The organism is Pseudomonas sp. HD6515, assembly GCF_024971855.1.
Classification (GTDB): Bacteria; Pseudomonadota; Gammaproteobacteria; order Pseudomonadales; family Pseudomonadaceae; genus Aquipseudomonas; species Aquipseudomonas alloputida.
In genome coordinates this window covers 3,740,630-3,762,820 of sequence record NZ_CP079827.1, presented here as the reverse complement: position 1 = coordinate 3,762,820, position 22,191 = coordinate 3,740,630, and the positions used below count along the sequence as shown (strand labels likewise).

General features: G+C 62.4%; 15 protein-coding genes and 1 pseudogene. 6 read left to right on the top strand and 10 right to left on the bottom strand.

Annotated features, from left to right (window positions below; genetic code table 11):
* Nucleotides 1-5 precede the first annotated feature (5 nt).
* Together KW568_RS17310 and KW568_RS17305 are read left to right on the top strand one after the other, a co-directional pair.
* Nucleotides 6-1,499: an aldehyde dehydrogenase gene (locus tag KW568_RS17310; RefSeq protein WP_259536540.1), complete on the top strand. Its 1,494-nt coding sequence runs from the start codon at nucleotides 6-8 to the stop codon at nucleotides 1,497-1,499.
* A 152-nt stretch (nucleotides 1,500-1,651) separates the two neighbouring features.
* Nucleotides 1,652-4,558 (top strand): HD domain-containing phosphohydrolase, encoded by a 2,907-nt coding sequence (locus KW568_RS17305; RefSeq protein ID WP_004575426.1) that lies wholly within the window; start codon nucleotides 1,652-1,654, stop codon nucleotides 4,556-4,558.
* A 108-nt stretch (nucleotides 4,559-4,666) separates the two neighbouring features.
* Here KW568_RS17305 and KW568_RS17300 read toward each other — a convergent pair whose 3' ends face one another.
* Complete coding sequence (locus tag KW568_RS17300; protein WP_004575427.1) at nucleotides 4,667-6,379, bottom strand: FAD-dependent oxidoreductase; 1,713 nt, start codon at nucleotides 6,377-6,379, stop codon at nucleotides 4,667-4,669.
* Nucleotides 6,380-6,573: 194 nt separating this feature from the next.
* Here KW568_RS17300 and KW568_RS17295 point away from each other — a divergent pair, with 194 nt between their 5' ends.
* From KW568_RS17295 to KW568_RS17285, 3 genes and pseudogenes are all read left to right on the top strand, one after another.
* A complete protein-coding gene (locus KW568_RS17295) occupies nucleotides 6,574-7,350 on the top strand; it encodes an IclR family transcriptional regulator (RefSeq protein WP_003250853.1) in 777 nt (258 codons plus the stop codon).
* Between the two features lie 138 nt (nucleotides 7,351-7,488).
* Nucleotides 7,489-8,541: pseudogene (locus KW568_RS17290) on the top strand (Gfo/Idh/MocA family protein).
* A 29-nt stretch (nucleotides 8,542-8,570) separates the two neighbouring features.
* Nucleotides 8,571-9,386 (top strand): sugar phosphate isomerase/epimerase, encoded by an 816-nt coding sequence (locus tag KW568_RS17285; RefSeq protein WP_004575429.1) that lies wholly within the window; start codon nucleotides 8,571-8,573, stop codon nucleotides 9,384-9,386.
* Between the two features lie 155 nt (nucleotides 9,387-9,541).
* Here KW568_RS17285 and KW568_RS17280 read toward each other — a convergent pair whose 3' ends face one another.
* The 5 genes from KW568_RS17280 to KW568_RS17260 all read right to left on the bottom strand — a co-directional run bounded on the left by KW568_RS17280 (nucleotide 9,542) and on the right by KW568_RS17260 (nucleotide 15,692).
* On the bottom strand, nucleotides 9,542-10,867 hold the full coding sequence (locus KW568_RS17280) for an MFS transporter (RefSeq protein WP_003250858.1): 1,326 nt from the start codon (nucleotides 10,865-10,867) through the stop codon (nucleotides 9,542-9,544).
* 242 nt (nucleotides 10,868-11,109) lie between these two features.
* Complete coding sequence (locus KW568_RS17275) at nucleotides 11,110-12,798, bottom strand: FAD-dependent oxidoreductase (protein WP_004575430.1); 1,689 nt, start codon at nucleotides 12,796-12,798, stop codon at nucleotides 11,110-11,112.
* 41 nt (nucleotides 12,799-12,839) lie between these two features.
* On the bottom strand, nucleotides 12,840-13,160 hold the full coding sequence (locus tag KW568_RS17270) for an NIPSNAP family protein (RefSeq protein ID WP_003250862.1): 321 nt from the start codon (nucleotides 13,158-13,160) through the stop codon (nucleotides 12,840-12,842).
* Nucleotides 13,145-14,878, bottom strand: a complete 1,734-nt coding sequence (locus KW568_RS17265; RefSeq protein WP_003250865.1) for an FAD-dependent oxidoreductase — start codon at nucleotides 14,876-14,878, stop codon at nucleotides 13,145-13,147. The genes KW568_RS17270 and KW568_RS17265 overlap by 16 nt, the downstream gene beginning before the upstream one ends.
* Nucleotides 14,879-14,882: 4 nt before the next feature.
* Nucleotides 14,883-15,692 (bottom strand): shikimate dehydrogenase, encoded by an 810-nt coding sequence (locus KW568_RS17260; protein WP_003250867.1) that lies wholly within the window; start codon nucleotides 15,690-15,692, stop codon nucleotides 14,883-14,885.
* A gap of 156 nt (nucleotides 15,693-15,848) precedes the next feature.
* Here KW568_RS17260 and KW568_RS17255 point away from each other — a divergent pair, with 156 nt between their 5' ends.
* Complete coding sequence (locus KW568_RS17255) at nucleotides 15,849-16,619, top strand: IclR family transcriptional regulator (RefSeq protein ID WP_003250869.1); 771 nt, start codon at nucleotides 15,849-15,851, stop codon at nucleotides 16,617-16,619.
* Between the two features lie 151 nt (nucleotides 16,620-16,770).
* On the opposite strand, the gene KW568_RS17250 is transcribed toward KW568_RS17255, so the two are convergent.
* The 4 genes from KW568_RS17250 to KW568_RS17235 all read right to left on the bottom strand — a co-directional run bounded on the left by KW568_RS17250 (nucleotide 16,771) and on the right by KW568_RS17235 (nucleotide 21,956).
* The gene (locus KW568_RS17250) at nucleotides 16,771-17,028 is read right to left on the bottom strand and encodes a PAAR domain-containing protein (protein WP_003250871.1); all 258 of its coding nucleotides are present in this window, start codon (nucleotides 17,026-17,028) and stop codon (nucleotides 16,771-16,773) included.
* Entirely contained in the window at nucleotides 17,025-17,918 is an 894-nt protein-coding gene (locus KW568_RS17245; RefSeq protein ID WP_103518094.1) for a DUF6708 domain-containing protein, read from the bottom strand. The genes KW568_RS17250 and KW568_RS17245 overlap by 4 nt, the downstream gene beginning before the upstream one ends.
* Before the next feature lie 149 nt (nucleotides 17,919-18,067).
* Nucleotides 18,068-18,961 (bottom strand): DUF6708 domain-containing protein, encoded by an 894-nt coding sequence (locus KW568_RS17240; RefSeq protein ID WP_054888801.1) that lies wholly within the window; start codon nucleotides 18,959-18,961, stop codon nucleotides 18,068-18,070.
* 4 nt (nucleotides 18,962-18,965) lie between these two features.
* Nucleotides 18,966-21,956: a T6SS effector BTH_I2691 family protein gene (locus tag KW568_RS17235; protein ID WP_259536539.1), complete on the bottom strand. Its 2,991-nt coding sequence runs from the start codon at nucleotides 21,954-21,956 to the stop codon at nucleotides 18,966-18,968.
* Between the last annotated feature and the right edge of the window lie 235 nt (nucleotides 21,957-22,191).

Here is a 22,191-nt window from a genome sequence, read left to right as displayed (position 1 = left end):
TACACATGTATACCCTCGAATTCTGGCAACAGCGCGCTTCGGATCTGTACCTGCCATCCCAGGCGCTTATCAGCGGCAAACCCGTCAACGCACAGGATGGCGCCACCTTCGCAGCCATCAACCCCGCCACCCACAACGTAATGGCACAGGTTACCGCCTGCGGCCAGGCCGAGGTCGACCTGGCTGTCGCCAGCGCCCGTCGAGCCTTCGAGCAAGGCCCCTGGCCGCGCATGGCGCCGGGCGAGCGCAAGAAAGTGCTGCTGCGCCTGGCCGAGCTGATCATGGCCCATCGTGAAGAACTGGCATTGCTGGACTCGCTGAACATGGGCAAGCCGGTGATGGGCGCCTACACCATCGACGTGCCGGGCTCGGCACACGTGTTCGGCTGGTACGGCGAAGCGCTGGACAAGCTGTACGACCAAGTGGCGCCCACGGCGCCCACGGCGCTGGCCACCATCACCCGCGAAGCACTCGGTGTGGTCGCGGCTGTGGTGCCGTGGAATTTCCCCCTCGACATGGCCGCCTGGAAGCTGGCCCCGGCGCTGGCTGCCGGTAACAGCGTGGTACTCAAGCCCGCCGAGCAATCACCGTTTTCGGCCCTGCGCCTGGCCCAACTGGCGCTGGAAGCGGGGTTGCCGGAAGGCGTACTGAACGTGGTGCCGGGCCTGGGCGAGCAGGCCGGGCAGGCGCTGGGCCTGCACCCGGATGTGGACTGCCTGGTATTCACCGGCTCCACCCAGGTGGGCAAGTACTTCATGCAGTACTCGGCGCAGTCCAACCTCAAGCAGGTGTGGCTGGAGTGCGGCGGCAAGAGCCCAAACCTGGTGTTCGACAACTGCCAGGACCTGGACCTGGCGGCGGAAAAGGCCGCCTTCGGCATTTTCTTCAACCAGGGCGAGGTGTGTTCGGCCAACTCGCGGCTGTACGTGCAGCGTGCCATCCACGATGAGTTCATCGAGCGCCTGCAGGCCAAGGCTCGCCAGTGGCTGCCCGGTAACCCGCTGGATCCGGCGAGCCGCGCCGGGGCCATTGTCGATGCCGAGCAGACCGGCCGCATCGAGGCCGCCATCGTGCGTGCCGGGCAAGAGGGCGCGCGATTGGTGTGTGGCGGCCGACGCCTGACCGTCGAAGGTTCGGACAACTACATCGAGCCGACCATTTTTGCCGGTGTCGAGGGCCGCATGAGCCTGGCGCGGGAGGAGGTGTTCGGCCCGGTGCTGGCGGTCAGCGCCTTCGACACCGAAGAAGAAGCGGTGCGCCTGGCCAACGACAGCGTCTATGGCCTGGCAGCCTCGGTGTGGAGTGACGACTTCAACCAGGTGCACCGGGTAGCGCGGGCGTTGAAAGCCGGTACCGTATCGGTGAACACGGTCGATGCGCTGGATGTGACGGTGCCGTTCGGTGGGGGCAAGCAGTCGGGGTTTGGCCGTGATCTGTCACTGCATTCGTTCGACAAGTATTCGCAGCTCAAGACCACCTGGTACCAGTTGCGCGGCTGATGTCCTGATCATGGCCCACGTCGCCTGCGTCGCGGTACAAAGCCTTGCACGATCGTCTGTAAACGTGTTGCCGGCCCGGCAGAACGCTCACATGCACTCTACACTGCTGCAGACATCAGCCAAGGCAATGTGCCGCACATGGAGTACCTGGGATGGGCTGCGTGTCGACGGGGCGTGTCGTTGGCAATAGAGGACGTGGTATTTCACTGCAGTGGCTGGTGGCGCTGGCCATCGTGCTGGGCATGCTGCTGCTCGGCGCTGCCCTGGCCTGGCAGGGGTACCGCGGTATTCGCCAAACCCTTGTGGCTGCTGCTGGCGATGCCGCCCAGCAGGTTGCCAAGACGATCGACGAGCGCGCCAGGCGCCTGATCGAGCCTGCGCAAAGCAGCATTCGCCTGCTTGCCCACAACCCGACTGTGCACACCCAGGCACAGCGCCTGGATCGGCTGCCACAGCTGGTGGAAATGCTGGACGCCAACCGCATGCTCAGCGCCGCCTATCTGGGTTACCCCAGCGGCGAGTTCCTGCTGGTGCGTCGCCTGCATGACCCGCAGCTGATGCAGCGTTTCGCCGCTCCACCGGGCACGGCATTTCTGGTGCAGAGCGTCAGCCATGGCGAGGGCGCCAAGGTGCAGGGCGAGTGGCGTTTTTATGATCGGGCGCTGAACCTGTTGCAGGCCCAGGCCAAACCTGACTATCGCTACGATCCACGCCTGCGCCCCTGGTTCGCTGAAGCCACGGTACAACCCTCTACGGTGCTGACTCGCCCTTATGTGTTCTTCACCACCCGCGAGGTCGGCTTGACCATGGCCCAACGTAGCGTCGACGGTGGCGCCGTGATCGGCCTGGATGTCTCGGTCAACGACTTGGCCAGCGAGGCTCAGGACCTGCGCATGACCCCGGGTACCGAGATCGTGGTGGTCGATGACCAGGGCAACGTTGTGGCCTATCCGGACCCGCAGCGGGCAATCGTGCACGAAGGGCAAGGCGTGCGCCTGTCGCGTGTCGCCGAGCTGGGCGCTCCCAGCCTGGCGCGGCTATACGCTGACCTGCCCAAGGGCAACCAGCCTCAGCCTTATCAGGTGGATGGCCAGACCTGGTATGGCATTCGTGTGCATCTGACCACCCTGGCCGGGCACGACTTGTACGTGCTGATTGCCGTACCCGGCCACGAGTTACTGGTGGGGGCGCGCAAAGTCTTGTACGAGCAGTTGCTCTGGACCGTGGCGCTGATGGCCGTGCTGCTGGTGCTCGGCGGTGTGCTTGGCCGGCGCATTGGCCGCCCGCTGCGGCTGTTGCGCGAGCAGGTTCAAGGCTTGGCCAGTTTTGATTTCAGCCGTGAGGTGGGCGTGCACTCGCGGGTTTCCGAGGTGCGTGAACTGAGCCGCGTGCTGAGCCGCATGTCCGGTACCATTCGCCACTTTCAGGCGATTACCCTTACGCTCAGCCGTGAGCGAAACCTGGAGCGCATGCTCGACGGCGTGCTGAACCATCTGGTAGAAGCTGCCGGGGGCGACGCCGGCGGGGTTTACCTGTATGACGCTGAACAGGCTTTGCTGCGCCTGGCCGCCTCGTGCCGCGGTGAACACTACCCAAGCGAGCTGGCAGTGGATGAGGGCGCCCGGCAGCACTTGGCTGTAACAGTGACCCAGGCCCTCGGCCTGCATGAGCGCAGTCTGGCCGTGGTGCTGAATGACCGTAGCCAGGCACTGTTGGGCATCCTGGTCCTGCAAATGGACGAAGAGCAGGCGCAGGAGCGGGTGGGCGAGGCATTCCGGCGCTTTGTCGAGGAATTGTCCGGAGTGGCTGCGGTGGCTATCGAAACCCGCCAGTTGGTCGAAGCCCAGCAACGCCTGCTGGACGCCATGATCAAGCTGCTGGCAGACGCCATCGATGCCAAGAGCCCCTATACCGGTGGCCACTGCGAGCGGGTGCCTCAGCTGGCGCAGATGCTGCTGGATCAGGCAGTGGCAGCCGACAGCGGCCCGTTCGCCAGCTTCAGCATGACCGAGGCAGAACGGTACGAGTTCCGTGTGGCAGCGTGGCTGCACGATTGTGGCAAGGTCACCAGCCCCGAGTACGTGGTGGACAAGGCGACCAAGCTGGAGACCCTGTACAACCGCATCCACGAAGTCCGCATGCGTTTCGAAGTGCTGTGGCGCGATGCGGAGCTGGCCTACTGGCAAGGCCTGGCCAGTGGCGCCGACCAGCAGGTGCTGAAAGCCGCACTGCAGCGAAGCCAGGCCGAGCTGCAGGACGACTTCGCTTTCGTCGCCCAGGCCAACATCGGCGGCGAGTTCATGCAGGACACCGATATCCAGCGTTTGCAGGTGATCGGCAAGCGCCGCTGGCTGCGCCATTTCGATAACCGCCTGGGCATCTCCCGTGACGAGGCGGAACGCCTTGTCGGCGTGCCGCAGCCTGCACTGCCGACAGAGGAGCCATTGCTGGCTGATCGCCCCGAGCACTGCGTGCACTGGGGCACCCGCACGCCGCCGGTGGTCAAGGACGACCCGCGTAATATCTGGGGGTTCGACATGCACCTGCCAGGCCACGCCAGCAACCACGGCGAGTTGTACAACCTGTCGATCCGCCGTGGCACGCTGACTGACGAAGAACGCTTCAAGATCAACGAACACATCGTGCAGACCATCATCATGCTCAGTGCGCTGCCGCTCCCGCGCCACCTCAAGCGGGTACCCGACATCGCCGGCAACCACCACGAAAAGATGAACGGCAGCGGCTATCCGCGCCGCCTGGGCGGGCAGGACCTGGGCATCGCCGAGCGGGTGATGGCGATTGCCGACATCTTCGAAGCACTGACGGCAGCAGACCGGCCTTACAAACCCCCGAAGACGCTGTCCGAATCGGTGAAGATCCTGGTGGCCATGGCCCGCGAGGGGCACGTCGACGGGCAACTGCTACAACTGTTCCTCAGCAGCGGGGTATACCGCCAATATGCCGAGCGCTTCCTGCGCACCGAGCAGATCGACGAGGTGGATGTGGTCTACTGGCTGGCGCAGATTCAGGAGCGCAGCGCAGCGAGACCTGTGAGCTGAGGGACGACAGCGCTGAAAAATCAGACCGCGTGGCGCTCGATTCAAGCGCCACGGCCTTTCCCTGCGTCCTCCTGCAGAGCGCCGACCACCCGGGTATTGTGGATCAGCTCACTCATACCCCTGCACCCCGGCAATGTGCCGCCCGGCGACATAGCCAAAGGTCAGCGCCGGCCCCAGGTTGATGCCACCCGACGGGTACCAGCCACCAAACACGCTGGCCATGTCGGTACCTGCTGCGTACAGGCCTGCAATCGGTTGCCCGGCCTCATCCAGTACACGGGCATTGCCGTCGGTGCGCAACCCGGCAAAGGTGCCAAAACAGCCGGGCTTTACTTTCACCGCATAGAACGGCCCTTGCTCGATGGGCGCCACGCAAGGGTTAGGGCCCTTGTGCTGTGGGTCACCCTGCTTGCGGTTGAACGGCGTGGAACCACGGCCAAACGCCGGGTCCTGGCCGTTACGGGCATGGTTATTGAAGTCAGTGACCGTGGCGCGCAGCCCGGACGGGTCAATGCCGCAGGCCTGGGCGAGCTGCTCAAGCGTGGCGCCGCGTTTCAGGTAGCCGTTGCGCACATGCGGCCCTACCGGCAGCGGTGCCGGGCGAGCATGCCCCAGGCCATAGCGGCGCAAGAAGCGATGATCGCAAACCAGCCACGAGCACACCTCCTGGCCCTGCGGCACTGCAGCGACCATGGCCGACACATAGTCGTAATAGCCATGCGCTTCGTTGACGAAACGCTTGCCGTTGGCCAGCACGCCGATAACGCCCGGTTTGCCGCGCTCGATAATGTGCGGGAAGTGGCCGACTCTGCCGTCGCGATACGGCACCTGTGAAACCGGTGCCCAGGCCACCGGCGACTTCAGGTCGGTGGCAACCACACCGCCGGCGGATTCGCCCAGGCGCAGGCCATCGCCAGAACACCCCTTGGGCGGCAGCGCCAGGTTGTCGTGGCCGCTGGCATCGCGCGGGAACAGTTGCTGGCGCCGGGCGTTGTCATTGGGGAAACCACCTGCCGCCAGCACCACGGCCTTGGCGCGGATCAGCTGCTCGCCCTGTGGCGTCGCGACCCACGCCCCGCGTACCTGGCCACCCTCGATCAGCAGGCGTTTGGCCGGCGCCGACGCTTGCAGGTGCACACCCAGGTCCTGTGCCGATTTAGCCAGGCGCGCCACCAGTGCCACACCGTTGACCAGGTGCATGGCCCGACCATGGCGGGCCAGGTGGTACAGGTGGCGGCCAAAGCGCTTGCACACGTGCAGCAGGGCTTTGGGTGAGCGGGTCATGTTGAGGAAGGCGGCAAGGTCGGCACCGGCCATGATCGGCATGCCCATGAACGAGGTTTCGCGCATGGTCTTGCGCAAGCGTGGCAGCAGGGCGCCAACCTCGCGGGCATCGTAGGGCGCGGCGATCACCTGGTGGCCGCCAAGGGCTGCCCCCGGCGTATCGCCATGCATGTCCGGGATGCCGTTGCCGTCGGCAAACTGCAACGCCGTGTACTTCTCGAAAAACGCCACCATGTGCGGGCACGCCTCAAGGAAGGCATCGACGCGCTCGGCATTGTAGTTCGCCCCCAGCTCATGGCGCAGATAAGTCCGCGGCTGCTCGATGTCTTCCTCGATGCCGGCCCTGCGCGCCAGCGGGTTGCGTGGCACCCAGGCCCAGCCGCCGGACCAGGCGGTGGCGCCGCCAAACACCGGTTCTTTCTCCGCCACGATCACCTTCTGCCCATGCCAGGCAGCCGTGACAGCCGCCGCCAGCCCGGCGGCGCCAGAACCTATGACCAGTACATCGCATTCGGTTTCGAGAGGAGCGGAAGGCATTGCGGGTTTCCTGTGCTTTTATTAGAACAATGTTCCACATTCTTATCGGCAGCGGGTGGTCCTGCAAGGTCAGGTTGGTCATGTCAGGCAAGAACTGGGCGATCATCGGACATTCGAGGTGGCCCGAGCTGCGCTGGCTAGCGACGATGTGGAATCATCTTCTAGAATCCGCAAAAAAATCAGGGACCTGTGACATGGCTGGTAGTCAGATCGAACGCGCCTTCAGTCTTGTAGAAAGCCTTACCGGTGAACCCCAAGGGCTGCCGTTACAAACCCTGGCCGAGCGCCTGGACATTCCCAAAAGCGCTGCCCACCGCATGCTCACGGAGCTGGTGCGGCTGGGCTACGTGCGCCAGAACCGGGAAAACAGCCGCTATCAGCTGTCGGCCAAGCTGGTAGCGCTGGGCTTTCGTTACCTCGCCAGCAACGGTGCCGACATCATCCAGCCGATTCTTGACCGCCTGGCCCAGGACAGCGGTGAGCTGGTGCGCCTTGGGGTGATCGACGGTGCCCGGCAAACCTGGATCGCCAAGTCTCAGGGCGCCCGCTCCGGGCTGCGCTACGACCCGGATATGGGGCGCGACGCGCCGCTGTTCTATACCGCCTCCGGGCATGCCTGGTTGGCCAGCCTGGACGATGAGCAGGCGCTGCAGATGGTGTTGCGCCAAGGTATTGCCGACCCCGACCAGTTCGGCCCGAACGCGCCACGCTCCACCGACGAGCTGCTCGCCTACCTGCACCGCGCCCGCGAGCGTGGGTATGCCTGGGTCGAGGAGACCTCCGCCATCGGCACCTCAGCCCTGGCCGCAGTGGTACGCCGCCCGCAAAGTGACGAGGTGATCGGCGTGCTGAGCATCGCCGGGCCCAGCGCGCGGCTGGCACAAAGCCGCCTTACCGCGCTGGCACCGCTATTGCTGTCGGCGGCAGAAGAGCTGTCGGCGGCCAGCCCCGCCAGCGAGCTGTTTGCCTGAGAGGATATTCCGGTCGATTACCGCACAGTCTGTTGCGCCCGTTCTTCTGAAAAGCTGAACTTGGTTCTAAATTGTCGAGTATGAATTTTGGAACCCGGTTTCAGAATTTCATAACAACAATGACAAGAGGACAGGCTGTTGAACGCACCCCTTCGTATTGCCTTGATTGGCGCCGGCATTATGGGCCGGCAGCATTACCAGCACTTGCGCAATGTGCCGCAAGCCCAACTGTGTGCGGTAGCCGACCCCGGCCCGCAGGCCGAGGCCTTCGCTGCCGAGTGCGGTGTGCCCTGCTTTGCCGACCACCGGCAAATGTTGGCGCATGCGCGCCCCGAGGCAGTGATCGTCGCTAACCCCAACAACCTGCATGTCGCCACCGCCCTGGATTGTGTCGAGGCCGGAGTGCCTGTGCTGGTGGAGAAACCGGTGGGCGTGAACCTGGATGAAGTGCGTGCACTGGTGGAAGCCTCACGCCGCCGAGGTGTGCCGGTGCTTGTAGGGCACCATCGCCGACACAATCCGCTGATCGCCAAGGCGCACCAGGTGATCAACGAAGGCAAGCTGGGCCGTTTGATCAACGTCACCGCGCTGTGGCAACTGCAAAAGCCCGACAGCTATTTCGAAACGCCCTGACGTCGCGAGCCAGGGGCCGGTTTCTTGCTGACCAACCTGATCCACGACCTTGACCTGTTGCGTTACCTGTGCGGCGAGGTGGTGCAGGTGCAGGCCTTCACCCGCAACGATGTCCGCGGTTTTGCCAACGAAGACAGCGCCGCGGTGCTGCTGCAGTTTGCCAACGGTGCCCTCGGCAGCCTGACCGGGTCCGACGCGGTGGCTGCACCGTGGAGCTGGGAGCTGGACGCTGGCGAAAGCCCTGTGTACCCGCGCCAGGATGGCCAGCCGTGCTATCTGCTGGCCGGTACCCAAGGAGCACTGAGCATTCCCCAGCTCAAGCGCTGGCATTACGCCGAGGCAGGCTCGGGCTGGCATACGCCCCTGTTGCAAAGCTCGGAAAGCATCCCCGCCGGCGAGGCATTGACCCTGCAATTGCAGCATTTTGTGCGGGTTGCCCGGGGTGAACAGGCGCCGCTGATCGACGCTGCTGACGGGGGGCGCACACTGGCGCTGATCGAAGCGATAAGGCAGGCAGCCCAAAGCGGTCGGGCTTGCGCGCCCGAGCACATTGGCTGATACAACCTTACTATTGCGGGTGATGATAAATGACTGATCGAATTTTTTCCCTCGCGGCCCTGACGGTGCTCGAGCTGTCTCCACCGGACATGGTCGAGGCCGCCGCCCGAGCGGGTTACAGCCATGTCGGCCTACGGCTGGTGCCAGCCACCGAACAGGAGCGGCATTTCCCGTTGGTCGCCGATGCCGAACTGCGCCGGCAAACCCAGGCGCGCTTGCGCGACACGGGTATCAAGGTGCTCGACCTGGAGATCCTGCGTCTTGAACCGGCCACCTGTGTGGCCGATTTCGAAGCGATCCTGGCGGTGGGCGCCGGGTTGGGTGGTACTGAATTGCTGGTAGCGGGCAACGACCCCGACGAAGCGCGCCTGACCGAACGCTTTGCCGCATTGTGCGAGCTGGCGGCGCAATACGGCATTCACCCTCACCTGGAGTTCATGCCCTGGACCGACGTACGTGACCTGCGCCAGGCCATGCGGGTGGTGGCCAACGCCGACCGCGCCAATGGCTGCGTGCTGGTGGATGCCTTCCACTTCAACCGCTCCGGCTCTTCGCTGGACGACCTGGCGCAGCTGGCGCCGCAGCGCATGCGCTATGCCCAACTGTGTGACGTTGCTGGCCCGGTACCGGCCGACATGGACGAGATCCTGCGCCAGGCGCGTAACGAGCGACGCTTCCCGGGTGATGGCGATGCTGACCTGGTTGGCCTGTTGCGCGCCTTGCCGCCGAGCGTGCCGCTGAGCCTGGAAATCCCCACGCGGCAATTGCTGGAGCAGGGCATCAGCGGCGAACAGCGCGCGCGCATGGCGCTGGAGAAAGCCAAGGCGGTGTTGGCCACCGTCTGATCGAGCTAACGTGGCGCCTGTCACCGGCTGCGTCACGTTCGTGAGTGAACCCGCTCCCACACCGAACATTGCCTTGTCGTTGTTTGCTTCTCAAGAAATACCAGGCCAAAAAAAAGGGCCCGCAAGGGCCCCGTAGAGGTAAGTAGCTAGCGCTCTCAGGCGCTCTCGACCTTGCGCGGTGCCATGAAATACATCCACACCAGCGCCAGGAAGTACATGGCGGGGATCATGGTAAACAGCACGGCATAGTTGTTGTTGGTAGCGGTCAGCACGCTGCCGACAATCTGCGTCATGAACATCCCGCCAATTGCCGCACACATGCTGCCGAAGCCGAATACGGTGCTCACCAGATGCTTGGGTGTGTAGTCCATCACCAGGCTCCAGATATTCGCCGTCCACGCCTGGTGCGCGCCCACCGCGATTGAGATGGCCGCCACCGCGACCCACAGTCCACTGGCGTTGGCGGCAAAGATGACGCTGAGCATGGTGCAGGCAAAGATCAGCATGGACACCAGCCGCGCCGTCGTGGCACGCACGCCACGGCCGATCAGCCACGACGACAGAATGCCACCCCCGATGCTGCCGAAGTCTGCCGTCAGCCAGATGATGATCAACGGGATCCCCATCTGGGTCACGTTGATGCCCAGGCTGTATTGCTGGTTCAGGAACGGCGGCAGCCAGTACAGGTAGAACCAGAACACCGGTGCGGTAATCGCATAGGCCACTGCAAAAGCCCAGGTGCCACGCAGGCGCAGGATCCGGCTGAACGGCACGCGGGTCGGCTCGGGCTCATCATCCTGCTGGATGTACTGCACCTCGCTCTGACGCACGCGGGGGTGGTCTTCAGGGTTGTAGTACTTCAATACCCACAGCACGACCCACACCAGGCCCAGGCTGCCCATGGCGATGAACGCAGCCTGCCAGCCCCACACAGCCAGGATCAGCGGCAACAGCGCGGGGGTGACCATGGCACCAACGTTGGTACCGGCGTTGAACAGCCCCGTTGCAATCGCCCGCTCACCCGCCGGGAACCACAGGCGCACGGTCTTGACGCAGGCCGGGTAGTTGGCGGCCTCGGTCAGGCCGAGGATGAAGCGGCAGACCATGAAACCTGCCGCCGAGGTGGCCAGGCCGTGGGCACCCGTGGCCAGGCTCCACAGCAGTACAGCGAAGAAGAAGGCCCGTTTGACCCCGACCTTGTCGATCAGTCGGCCTTGCAGCAGAAAGCCGATGGCATAGCCGACCTGGAACCAGAAATTGATGTTGGCGTAGTCCATCGCCGTCCAGCTCATTTCCTTGGCCAGCACGGGCTGCATGATGCCGAGGGCGGCGCGGTCGATGTAGTTCAGGGTGGTGGCGAAGAACACCAGGGCGAGCATGCCCCAACGGGTCTTGCCGACGCCGAAGGCGCCGCGGAGCTTGTCGCCGATCGAGCCCTGGGACATCCGGGGCGCGGCGGGGGGGATCTTGGAGTGGTTCATAGACTGCTCGTTTCTTGAAATTGTATTCAGCTGCGGTGCTACGGGTACGTGACCGTTTCCCAGGCAGGGGGGGCACGCAAGGCCGGTGCATGGTGAGCAGTGAAGACGGCAGCGTCAATTCAAGAGACGGGCTACTGTTCGGTTATCGAACGGTTGCGTTGGCCTGCGGGCGCGGCAGGTATTCACGTCACTGAAGGGTAGAAGGCTTTGGCCCTGGTTGCCTGATGGGCGCAACACCGACATCAATGATGTGCACGGCCCCCGCTCAACGCTCTACCGGCCAGATACCCGAAGGTCATCCCAGGGCCAAGGGTAATGCCGCCGCTCGGGTAGTACCCACCCATCACGCTGTGCATGTCGTTACCCACTGCAAACAACCCGGGTATCGGCTGCCCTGCGTGGTCCAGTACGCGGGCTGAGGCGTCTGTGTCCAGGCCGGCGAAGGTGCCAAGGCTGCCTGGCAGCAGTTTCACCGCATGGAACGGCCCCTTCAGCAACGGCCGAAGCGACGGGTTGGGTGCCTGCTGCGGGTCGCCTTGGGCCCGGTTGTAGGCCGACGCACCACGTAGAAAGGTAGGGTCTTCACCTTGTGCCGCATGATGGTTGAAGTCCGCCACCGTGCGCTGCAACTGCTCGGCGTCGATCCCGCAGCGCTGCGCCAGTTGCGCCAGGGTAGCGCCGCTGTGCAAATAGCCACTGCGCTGATAGAAGCGGGTAGGGAAGGGAAAGGGCTTGGCCCAACCGATGCCATAGCGCCGTTGCGCAGCATGGTCGCAGATCAGCCAGGCCTCCGGCTGCTCAGCCTGCGGCGTGGCGGCGAACAGCGCGTTCATGAAGTCGTGGTAGCAATCGGCTTCGTTGACGAAGCGCCGACCATCGCGGCGCACGGCGATGAAACCGGGCTTGGCACGGTCGATCAGGTGTGGGAAATGGCCGAAATGGCCATTGCGGCGCGGTACCTGCGATACCGGCGCCCAGGCGCCCCCGTGGGCGCCTGCCGCAGACACCCGCCCACCCGCCTGTTCGCCCAGGCGCAAACCATCACCGCTATTCTCCCTGGGCGCAGCGGAGTAATGCTGGTCACCGTCCGGCGCGTGCGGTATCAGTCGCGAGATACGCTGGCGATCATGTGGGAAGCCACCGCAGGCCAGCACCACACCACGCCGTGCGTAGATCGTTTGGCCATCGGCAAACAGCGCGCCGTTGGCCCGTTCCTCGCACAACAACAGACGGCTGGCCGCTTTCTCGGTCAGCAATGTCACGCCACGATCAAGGGCGCTGCGCAGCAGGCGCGCCACCAGCGCGTTGCCATTGACCAGATGCAGGCCGCGACGGTGCAGCAGCAGGTCTCGGCCATGGCGCAACAGGCGCTTGCCAACATGCAGCGCTGCCTTCGGCGAGCGTGTGGCGTTGAAGAAGGCAGCCATGTCGGCACCTCCGGCAATGCCCATGCCGGCCAGGCTGACGATGTCCAGCGGTGGGCGTAACGTGTGCAGCCAAGGCCCTAGCCGTCGCCCGTCGTAAGGTAATGCACACAGCGAGCGACCACCGCGTGCACTGCCATCGCCTTCACGCATGTCGGGCATACGGCTGCCGCACTGGAACTGCACGGCAGTGTGTTGCTGGAAGAACGCCACCATTTCCGGACCATGGCGCAGGAAGGCGCGTTGACGCGGGTCCAGCTCGCGGGTGTGGGTTTGCGCACGCAAATAGCGCTCCGGGGCATCGTCGGCTTCGACGATGCCTTCGGCGATGGCCAGAGGGTTGCGCGGTATCCACAACCAGCCCCCCGACCAGGCACTGGTGCCGCCCAGCTGGCTGGCTTTTTCCGCGACGACCACTGTCAGGCCATGATGCGCGGCGGTTACGGCGGCAGCCAGGCCAGAGGCGCCGGAGCCGATGATGAGTACGTCACATTCAAGGGGGGGCATGGAAGGGGTCCGCTCGGCTGTTGGAAGAGGTGGCGTGTGGCTTACTGCAGCGGTGAGAAACCGGTCGGGCGCAGCAGCCGCGATTGCAGGCGCAGTACCGCGCCCAGCTCGCGGTTGCGTCGCGAGAATTCCGCCCAGCGTGAGTCTGCCGCCATGGCTGCGCGGCGCGCCATGCGGTCGTCGAGGCTGGCATAGCCCCAGATGTGTACCACTTGGTTGACGTCGCCGAACTCGCTGGTGAAAAAGCCCACCAGGTTGCCCAGGTGTTCGCTCTGCACCTCGAGTGCGTGGCTTTGGTACAGGGCCAGCCAGTCGGCCATTTTCAATGGGTCGAGGGTGTAGGTTCTCAGTTCGTAGTACATGCCGGTTTCTCCGTAGGGGTAGCCGGCGCCTGCAGGCGCGCGGTGATGTGGTTGGCAGCAAGCCAGCCGAAGGTGAGGGCAGGGCCCAGAGTGATGCCGGGGCCGGGGTAGGTGCCCTTCATCAGTGAGTTCATGTCGTTGCCGACCGCATACAGCCCGGGAATGGGCAAACCGCTGCGGTTCAGCACGTTGGCATCGGCGTTGGTCACCAGGCCACGGGCTGAACCGAGGTCGCCGGTGTGAATGCGGATGGCATAGAACGGCCCCTTGGTCAGGGGTGCCAAGCATGGGTTGGGCGTATGTTGCGGGTCGCCCATGTAGCGGTTGTAACTGTTGCCGCCTTTGCCAAATGCGCGGTCGATGCCATTGCTGGCATCGCTGTTGAACTGTGCAAGTGTTTGCGCAAACACCTGTGGATCGACGCCGATGGCCAGGGCCAGTGCCTGCGATGTGGTGGCCCGATACAGGTAGCCTGCGTCGATCAACGCCTGGTTGTTGACGGGCTTGGGCCGCGCCAGGCCAAGCCCGTACCGGTTCATTGCTTCGGCATCGCAGACCAGCCAGCAGCTGGCAATGCCGTTGGCGAACATGGTGTGCACGAAGTGGTGGTAGGAGTCGGACTCGTTGACGAAGCGCCGCCCGGCTTGGTCTACCGCAATCACGCCCGGCTTGGCGCGGTCGGTGACCAGGTGCGGGAAGCGCTCACGTTCACCATCGGCATGACGCAGTTCGGAAACCGGTGCCCAGAAAAAGTTGGCCGCCAGGCTCTCGCCCTCGGCTGCTGCCACGGCCTGGGCAAGGCGCAGGGCGGCTCCGTCGTTGGCCGGTGGTGACATGGTCAGGTGCGGCGCCTTTTGAGCAGGGCGGTAGCCGGCGGCCATTGCGCCTGCTGCGAATCCGCCCATGGCGCACACCACGCCACCACGGGCCATTACCCGCTCACGGCGGCCCTCGCGCTGTACGACCACGCCCGTGATCACGCCGTGCTCGGCGATCAGCTCCACGGCTTCGCTGCGCAACCACAACTGCGTGCCGTGGGCGAAGGCGCTGGTGGCCAGGCGGGCGATCAATGCGTTGCCGGTGGTAAGCCGGGTGCCGCGTGGGTGCTGCAGGCGGTCGCGCGCGTAACGCGCCATCAGCTTCAGGCAATGCCACAGCGACTTGGGTGAGCGGCGAATGCTGAGGAAATGCTGGATATCCACCCGGTTGACCATCATGCCGCCGAACAGCAGCATGCCGGGCGGTGGCATCTGCAGGTCCTTGAAGCGTGTGCCCAGGTGCTTGCCGTCGTATTCGACCATTTCCAGCGCCCGGCCGAACTGAGTGGCGCCGGGTGCATCCGGGTAATAGTCGGGCGAGAGTGGGCGCAGGGCATAACGCAGTTCGGTGTTCTGCTCCAGCCAGCGCAGCGCTTGGTGGCCATGCTCGATGAAGGCATCGCCCAAGGCGGGATCGTAGCCGTCGCCGATGACCTGCTTGAGGTAGGTGCGCATTGCCTCGGGGGAGTCCTTGGCGCCGGCGTCACGGGCTTGGTCGGTGCCGTACAGCCACACCGCGCCGCCAGAAATCGCCGAGGTGCCGCCAAAGCGTTCGGCCTTTTCCACCACCAGCACCTTCAGCCCACGGCGGGCCGCCGTGGCGGCAGCGGCAAAACCACCGGCACCGCTGCCCAGCACAACCAGGTCGAAGCTGTTGTGTGTGTGCTCCAGAGTCGTCATGGCTTCAGATCTCCAACGGTGTGACGCCCATGAAGGCGCCAAGGTGGCCCAGTTGGGCGAAGGCCATTTCCGGGCCAGTCTGGATCCTGCAACCTACTTGCCGCGCGCGGTTCAGCAGCGGGGTTATCTCGGGTGAGGTGACCACGTCGGCGACCAGGGTGTCTGGCAGCAGGGTAGCCAGCAGGGCGGCGGACAGCGGCAGCTCTGCGCGGGTGCCCATGCCGACTGGGGACGCGTTGGCCACCAGGTCGAAGTCTTCCAGCCCATTGAACTGTGTGCTGACCGTGAGCCCGGGGAAGCCGTTGCCGAGCAGTTCGCATACAGCACCCATGCGTGCTGTGCTGGGGTCGCTGAGGGTAATGCTGGCGATCCCTGCCTCAGCCAGTGCATAGGCAATGGCACTGCCAACACCGCCGCAACCGATCACCAGTGCCCGTTTGCCCGCCGGCTCGAAGCCATGCTTGTGCGCAGCGCCGAGGAAGCCGGCGCCGTCCACGTTGTCGCCCAGCAGGCGTCCGTCGCGCTCGCGACGTATCACATTGACCGAACCCAGGGCAGCTGCGCGCTCGCTCAGGCCGTCCACGCGGTTGGCCAGCGCCTGCTTGTAAGGCACGGTGACCACGCAACCGCGCAGGTTCTGCCAGCCACGCAGGGTATCCGCAAAGCTGTCCAGCGCCGCCTCGTGCAGGTCGAAGGGCAGCATGGCGAGGTTGCAGTTGTTGTGGTTGAACCAGGTGTTGAAGTTTTCCGGAGACTTCACCTGGGCGATGGGCGAACCGACGATGGCGACCAGTTCAGTGGAACCTCGAATCATGCTGACCTCCTTATTGGCGTTGTTATGGAGGCAAGGGTGAGGCAGAGGGACGCGTGCAACAATGCGTCAAGCGGCCACTTAATGCGATAATCGCAGTCATGATCCGGTTATCGCAGTAATCGGCTGTTTTTGTTCCTCTGGTAGCGAGTCGAATGCATGAACACACCCGCCATCCATCCCCGTGACTTGATCGCGGGCTTGCAGAAAGGCCTGGCGCTGATGCAACTGTTCAGCGCCGAGCAGCCGCGCCTGAGTGTGCCGCAGGCGGCCAGGTTGTCTGGCCTTACGCCCAGTGCGGTGCGGCGGTTTCTGCTGACCTTGGTGCATGAGGGCTTTGCCGAAACTGACAGCCGTGAGTACTGGCTGACCCCCAAGGCCTTGCGTATCGGCCAGGCCTATGTGGACTCGGCGCAACTGCCGCGCATGCTGCGGCCGATTGTTGAACAGGTGGCGCGCCAGACCCAGGAGCACGTATCGGTGGGTACCCGCGATGGCGATGAGATCATCCATCTGGTGCGTAGCCGGTATAGCCATGTGGCGTCTTTGTCGATCAGGCCGGGCTCGCGGGTACCCATGTATTGCACGGCCGGCGGGCGGGTCTGGCTGGCCTGGCTGGATGAGGGGGAGCGGGACGAATACTTTGCCCGTCAGCCGCTGCGGGCGTTGACGCCTTACACACTGACAGACCGGGCGCAGCTGGACGCTGAGCTGTTGCGCGTGAAGGGGCAGGGGTTCTGTATCGTTGATCAGGAATATGAAATCGGTATGCGGGTGCTGGGGGTGCCATTGCTGGGACGGGCCGGTCAGTTGAAAGCGACGCTGACCATCACGACTCATGCTTCGCGGTTGAGTATTGATGAGATACGGTTGCGGTATTTGCCGACCCTGTATGAGGCACAGGCGTTGCTTCGGCCAGTGCTGGATTGACGCAGACATGGCGCAGTCTGCGGGCATGGCGCCATGCGTGTGAGAACGGGTCACCCAGAAAGGTGGCTTTGCTCGCCAGTTGGGCCGCTGGACGGCCCAAACCTGTTGACTGGCAGGCTTCAGCATCCGGCTCGGTAGCCGGTAGTGGCTTTCAATCAATGAGCCAACCCTGGTCCCCCTCGATCAACGTCCCTCCATGACTGGTGGTGTCACCCTCCCTTGCTGCGGGGTGGCCCTCGATGATTGTGCAGGCAGCGCCGGTTTCGATAACGGCGCCACAACTGATGCGATCGCCCACACGAGCGACGGCCTTGCCATCCACGAATGTTGCATTTGCGCCGGTTTCCACAGTGCCTTCGCCATGGAGCGGGCAGCTATGACGATGGCCTACCAGTACGATGGGTTTCATTTGCGCTTCCTTTTGCCGGGTTGAACGGGGGCTTCTTCGAAGGCTGCTGGTGGCGGTGGCGCTGCCCGGACGTTGAACAGGCGGCAGATGCCATACCAGCAGAGTGCGACGGAGAGGTTGTAGGGAAACAGCACGGCCCAGAACGGCAATTGCCAGTTCTTTTTGCCCTGCATTTCACCGGGCTCGCCGGTTCGCCAAGGGGCATAGTGGCGCCAGGCTTCTGCCGGGGTCAGGCAGATGGCGTGCAGTGGCTTGTGCCACCAGTTGGGTTCACCGGGCGGAGGGAGTTTGTCTGGGCCGTGGTCCATGAAGTGGCGGAGGTATTCCCATACCTCGGCGACATGCTTGACGCCGGGTTCGGTGGGTTCGTTGCTGTCGATCCACAAGCAGTCTTTTTGGTGCAGGCTGCCGTCTTCACGGCGAGGGGCGAAGGCGAGGGCATAGCTGGTGCTGAATGATGAACCGCCGTATTCGGTGCGCTTGAAGATGCCACCTCCGATGTCGGCCCATTCGAATACGAGGACCTTGCTCAAACGTTGGTAATAGATTTTTTGGGTTGACCGATTGAAGCAGAAACTTGATAAGCGTTTTATGAAATATATTCGATAAATAAGGAAAGGAAGGAAGGTGAAGGGGGCGAGTGTGAAGCTGGACATTAATATGGGGTCGGAATTAAAGTAGCCCAGGAATTCTCTACCAAATAGATTTGGGTATAAGCCGATTATTAATGATAGGGTCATTGTGCAGTACAGTTTCCCCATGAATACAGAATCTGATACCCAAGGATTTCGCAGGCATAAAGTGTTTTTTGATAAGTTTGATACTTGCCCGCCAATAGCGGGCTTATGCCCTGAAGCTGACGTTGAATTGAATATCCAGATGGTTGCCATGATCAGCGCTCCAGACGAAAAATTGACAGGGTCTCAACCATGGCCGGGAAGTCGCGGGTGCCTGGCACGTTGGTGTAGTGCACCGTCAGGATGGATACGCGTTAGCTGCAGGCCGGGCCCGGAGGTAGCGCTGCTGACAGAGGTGTCGCTCATGTGCGTTTCCTTTGGGTTGAATGCGCTGGGGCCTCCTCAAATGCTTCGGGAGGCGGTGGCGCTGCTCGGACGTTGAACAGGCGGCAGATGCCATACCAGCAGAGTGCGACGGAGAGGTTGTAGGGAAACAGCACGGCCCAGAACGGCAATTGCCAGTTCTTTTTGCCCTGCATTTCACCGGGCTCGCCGGTTCGCCAAGGGGCATAGTGGCGCCAGGCTTCTGCCGGGGTCAGGCAGATGGCGTGCAGTGGCTTGTGCCACCAGTTGGGTTCACCGGGCGGGGGGAGTTTGTCCGGGCCGTGGTCCATGAAGTGGCGCAGGTATTCCCACACTTCGGCCACATGTTTGACGCCGGGTTCGGTGGGTTCGTTGCTGTCGACCCAGAGGCAGTCTTTTTGATGCAGGCTGCCGTCTTCGCGGCGGGGGGCGAAGGCGAGGGCATAGCTGGTGGTGAAGGAGGAACCACTGAATTCTGTGCGACTGAAAAGACCGCCTGCGACTTGGCTCCAGTCAAATATTATGAGTTTTTTGAATCGCTTATAGTAGATTTTCTTTGTGTGTCGATTTAAATATATGTTCGATAAGTTTTTTATGAAAAGTATTCTGTAGGCTAAGAATGGGGTAAAAATAAAGGGGAGTGAGATCAGGATGGCAATGAAAATGTCGCCGCCGTTGATTGAGTAATCTATATTTTCGTTAATGAGATTGTAGCATGAGAATATCCAGGTAAATAGAAACATGGCTGTGTAGATTTTTCCCATGAATACAGAGTCGGACACCCAAGGGTTTCGCAGGCATAAGTGTGAACTGGTTGTTTGAATGAGTTGTCCGGAAATTTTTGGCTTGAATCCTGAATTGTGGGCTTGATTAAAAAACCAGATAGTCGCCATAGGTTTAGCGTTCCAGATGAATAGTGGTAGTAGAAGGGGTGTCGTCATCCAGTCCTTGGTTGGCATAGTAATTAATCGTTAGCGTGGCAGACCTGATTTGTCTAGCATCAGTTTTGTAATGAAGTAATAAGCCTGCTGGGGTGATATGGCAGTCAGGGGTTATTTGGAGTGGGGTTGTCTGCCTGTCGAGGTTCTGGCTCACTAAGCTCCCTGACCATTCGCTTTGACCTAATACGAATTCTGGTAAAAGTATAGTTAGCTCGAGTGTTGCGTTTTGTTTAATGACCTGTGTATGGATAATTGTTGCCCAGTCAGGTGTTGGCCATTTGTTATTTATATCCAAATGTGTCGTTAGGGCGCCTAAGCCGAGCTGCTCAGAATACGGTGCCAACAATGCTTTCGGTGAGAGAAATTCAATCTGCCATGACTTGATTTCTTCGTGGATGTGGCGAAAGGGTGGCAATTTTTTATCAAAGTCTAACTCTATATTCTCCCGTATTTCTCCATCATTTTCCCTTGTCCCGAATATGCTTCTGCTGGCCCATAATTCTAAAGGGCTGTGAAGGCGGGAGTGTGCTTTTGAGTAGAGGAATAGTCCTCCACCGATCAAAGTTGCTCCGATCAAGGCGATTCCAGCTGCTGTCCAGCCTGCAAAAGGAATGAGGACTGTCGTGCCCGCGATGGCAAGGCTTCCTTCTAGAACAAGAATCGAACCTAAAGCAGTAGTCGCGCTGGCGGCCGCTGTATATAAGCCTGAAATAAGATTGCCGTTCTGCCATTGACGTACTGCCTTAAAAATATCTGAGGAAAACCCAATTATTATCGCCGGGTAGCCTGATGCCCGCGCGAAAAGATTACTCGTCAGAAAGTTGATGATGCCGTTACCAAAGGCCATGCCTGGCGCCGTTGAGATCCACTTCAACATCATGGCCTTTTGCGTCGCCCGCACGCTGACCAATGTCGCCGCCGCTGCACCGATCACCCCGAAAACAGATGAAGCGAACCCCATGGTGTATTCCGGTGCGTCGCTCTTTTGCAGGCTGTTGTAAGCCGTCTTGAGCGATAAGATGTTGAACCACAGCATCCCCGCGTTTAAACCGCCACCACCGCCGGAGGTGAGCAACCCCAGAAAGTTGGGTTTCACCCGCGCAGTGGTGGTCAGCTCGATGGACACCGTGCGGCTACCCGAAATGCGCAACGCTTTCATCTCTTCAACCTGCGCCATGCCGCTCTTCAAATACCGCTGCACCTCCTGGCTAAAGGGATTTTCCGTAACGGCCTGCTCGGTGATGCGATAGCGCGCCGCCAACAACCCCAGCGCTTTCTCGGCATTGGCCTCACGCGCTGCCAGCAACACTTGCTGGCGCAGGCCATGGCTGGCATCCCAACGGGTTTGGCCACGCAGGCGCTTGAGCACCACGGCATTGACCGACTGGGCGGTGAGGTCGGTGATGTCCGCCATGGCCGGGAAGCGACCGGCGAGCCCTTCGATCACGTTGTCGCTGGCGCCGAACATGGCGCCGATCGAATCGGCTTTATCCTTGAACGGGTTGAACGGCGCCAAGGCGGTGTAAAGCGGGCTGTCGTGCTGGTCCAGCCATTGCTCCAGGCGTTTGAAGCGTCGGTCATGATCTTCGGTGCCGGGTGTCGGCTGGCCCATCGGGTGAATCAGCAACGCCAGTGAGATTTCCAGATCGCGGGCGGAGGTGCGTTCGTCGCGGTCGTAACAGGCCAGTGCCGCAGCCAGGCTGTAGGGGTTATCAATGTGTTGGGATTCGGCCGTCGCCAGCCAGGCGTCATGATCGTTGCTGGCTTGCAAGGCCAGGTTGCGCAGGGCGGCAATCCGCCGTTCCAGCGCGTCGCGTTCGGCGAGGAAGCGCCGGTATTTGTCGACATCAAGGCGCTGTGCCAGGCGCGCGCCATTGGGGGAGTAATCTTCATGGGTGAGGGCCTGGAAATGGGACTCGGCCGGCGACAGGGCAGGCCCCCGGCGTGACGTGCCCAGCCTGAACGCGGCCAGTTCCGGTGAAGGTGCATCCGCCGGGTACAGGCTTTCCAGCGTCTTGTTCAGCAGCATGGCGACCAGGTTGCGATGGTGAAAGTCGCGGCTCTGCGGGCTGAGCTGTTCGGCATCCAGCCGGTAGCATGCCGGCACGCGCTCCTGCTCGGGAGGTTGGGCGGGTCTTGTGTGCTCCAGTTGCTCGGCCGGCATCAGGTCACGCAGTTGGTGCTGGTAGGCCGAGACCGACAGGCTCAGGTCCAGGGCCATGCCTTCGGCGTCGGCGAGCGCCACCACCACTGGCACTTTCGGCTGGGTCCAGGGGTAGTGGCGGGCGATGGCATTGAGGTTGCCGATGGGCAAGGTTTCGGTGACCGGGTCGCTGCTCCAGGTCAGCGGCATGCGCCGCTCGGTTGGCTTGAAGTCTTCGACCCAGGTTTGCAGGGCACTGACCGGCAACACATGGGGCTGGGTGGACGGCGCCGGGTTGCCGCTGACCAGCTCGGCCATGTCCAGCTGGCGCATGTGCCGTTTGCGCAGGGCTGCCGAACCGGTGATACGGGCGGTGATGGCGTTGGTCCACAGGTGCGGGCTGTAGCCGATCCACACTTCCTTGGCCGTGTCCTGGCAGGTGTCGGCCCACACCCAGCCCGTGCTCTGGCCGGACAGGTAGCGCTCACGGCGGTGGTCGTCCTCCAGCCCTTGGTAGCGCATCTCCTTGTAGAGGCCCGCGCCGACGTGCTCATGAATGACCAGCTTTTCGCCCAGAGGGCCTTTCATGAACACGTAGACATAGCCTGGGCGCACAGCGCGGAGGGTGTAGGCCGAGTGCTGCAGCGGGGCGAAGCCTTGTTCCAGGTTGAAGCCTGCATCGGCATAGCGGCAGGCGGGGGCGTCGCCGGTGCGGGGTACGATGGCGTAGCGCACTGGCAGGATGGGCACGCGTGCGCTGCAGGCCGGGCCGGAGGTGGCGCTGCTGACGGAGGCATTGGTCATGCGAGCTCCTTGCTCAGAGAGACAGTCTTTTCGAACCAGAGACGCACTGCGGCAACTTTCAGTACTGACAAGACTGAAATGCCGTTATTCATACTGTGCTGGATTTCAGGCCCGACTCTATGCTGTAAGAAGTTTCCTACTTACTTGCTAAGATGCGCGGGCGATCAAGTATCTGGAATTCAAGTGAAAGACAATGCCTCGATCGCTGCTTTTGGGTCGAGGCTGAAAGTGTAAG

What these genes read in the sequence shown, in the direction of transcription:
- KW568_RS17310 (WP_259536540.1), top strand. Translation starts at nt 6, where the DNA reads ATGTATACCCTCGAATTCTGGCAACAGCGCGCTTCGGATCTGTACCTG.
- KW568_RS17305 (WP_004575426.1), top strand. Translation starts at nt 1,652, where the DNA reads ATGGGCTGCGTGTCGACGGGGCGTGTCGTTGGCAATAGAGGACGTGGT.
- KW568_RS17300 (WP_004575427.1), bottom strand. Translation starts at nt 6,379, where the DNA reads ATGCCTTCCGCTCCTCTCGAAACCGAATGCGATGTACTGGTCATAGGT.
- KW568_RS17295 (WP_003250853.1), top strand. Translation starts at nt 6,574, where the DNA reads ATGGCTGGTAGTCAGATCGAACGCGCCTTCAGTCTTGTAGAAAGCCTT.
- KW568_RS17285 (WP_004575429.1), top strand. Translation starts at nt 8,571, where the DNA reads ATGACTGATCGAATTTTTTCCCTCGCGGCCCTGACGGTGCTCGAGCTG.
- KW568_RS17280 (WP_003250858.1), bottom strand. Translation starts at nt 10,867, where the DNA reads ATGAACCACTCCAAGATCCCCCCCGCCGCGCCCCGGATGTCCCAGGGC.
- KW568_RS17275 (WP_004575430.1), bottom strand. Translation starts at nt 12,798, where the DNA reads ATGCCCCCCCTTGAATGTGACGTACTCATCATCGGCTCCGGCGCCTCT.
- KW568_RS17270 (WP_003250862.1), bottom strand. Translation starts at nt 13,160, where the DNA reads ATGTACTACGAACTGAGAACCTACACCCTCGACCCATTGAAAATGGCC.
- KW568_RS17265 (WP_003250865.1), bottom strand. Translation starts at nt 14,878, where the DNA reads ATGACGACTCTGGAGCACACACACAACAGCTTCGACCTGGTTGTGCTG.
- KW568_RS17260 (WP_003250867.1), bottom strand. Translation starts at nt 15,692, where the DNA reads ATGATTCGAGGTTCCACTGAACTGGTCGCCATCGTCGGTTCGCCCATC.
- KW568_RS17255 (WP_003250869.1), top strand. Translation starts at nt 15,849, where the DNA reads ATGAACACACCCGCCATCCATCCCCGTGACTTGATCGCGGGCTTGCAG.
- KW568_RS17250 (WP_003250871.1), bottom strand. Translation starts at nt 17,028, where the DNA reads ATGAAACCCATCGTACTGGTAGGCCATCGTCATAGCTGCCCGCTCCAT.
- KW568_RS17245 (WP_103518094.1), bottom strand. Translation starts at nt 17,918, where the DNA reads ATGGCAACCATCTGGATATTCAATTCAACGTCAGCTTCAGGGCATAAG.
- KW568_RS17240 (WP_054888801.1), bottom strand. Translation starts at nt 18,961, where the DNA reads ATGGCGACTATCTGGTTTTTTAATCAAGCCCACAATTCAGGATTCAAG.
- KW568_RS17235 (WP_259536539.1), bottom strand. Translation starts at nt 21,956, where the DNA reads ATGACCAATGCCTCCGTCAGCAGCGCCACCTCCGGCCCGGCCTGCAGC.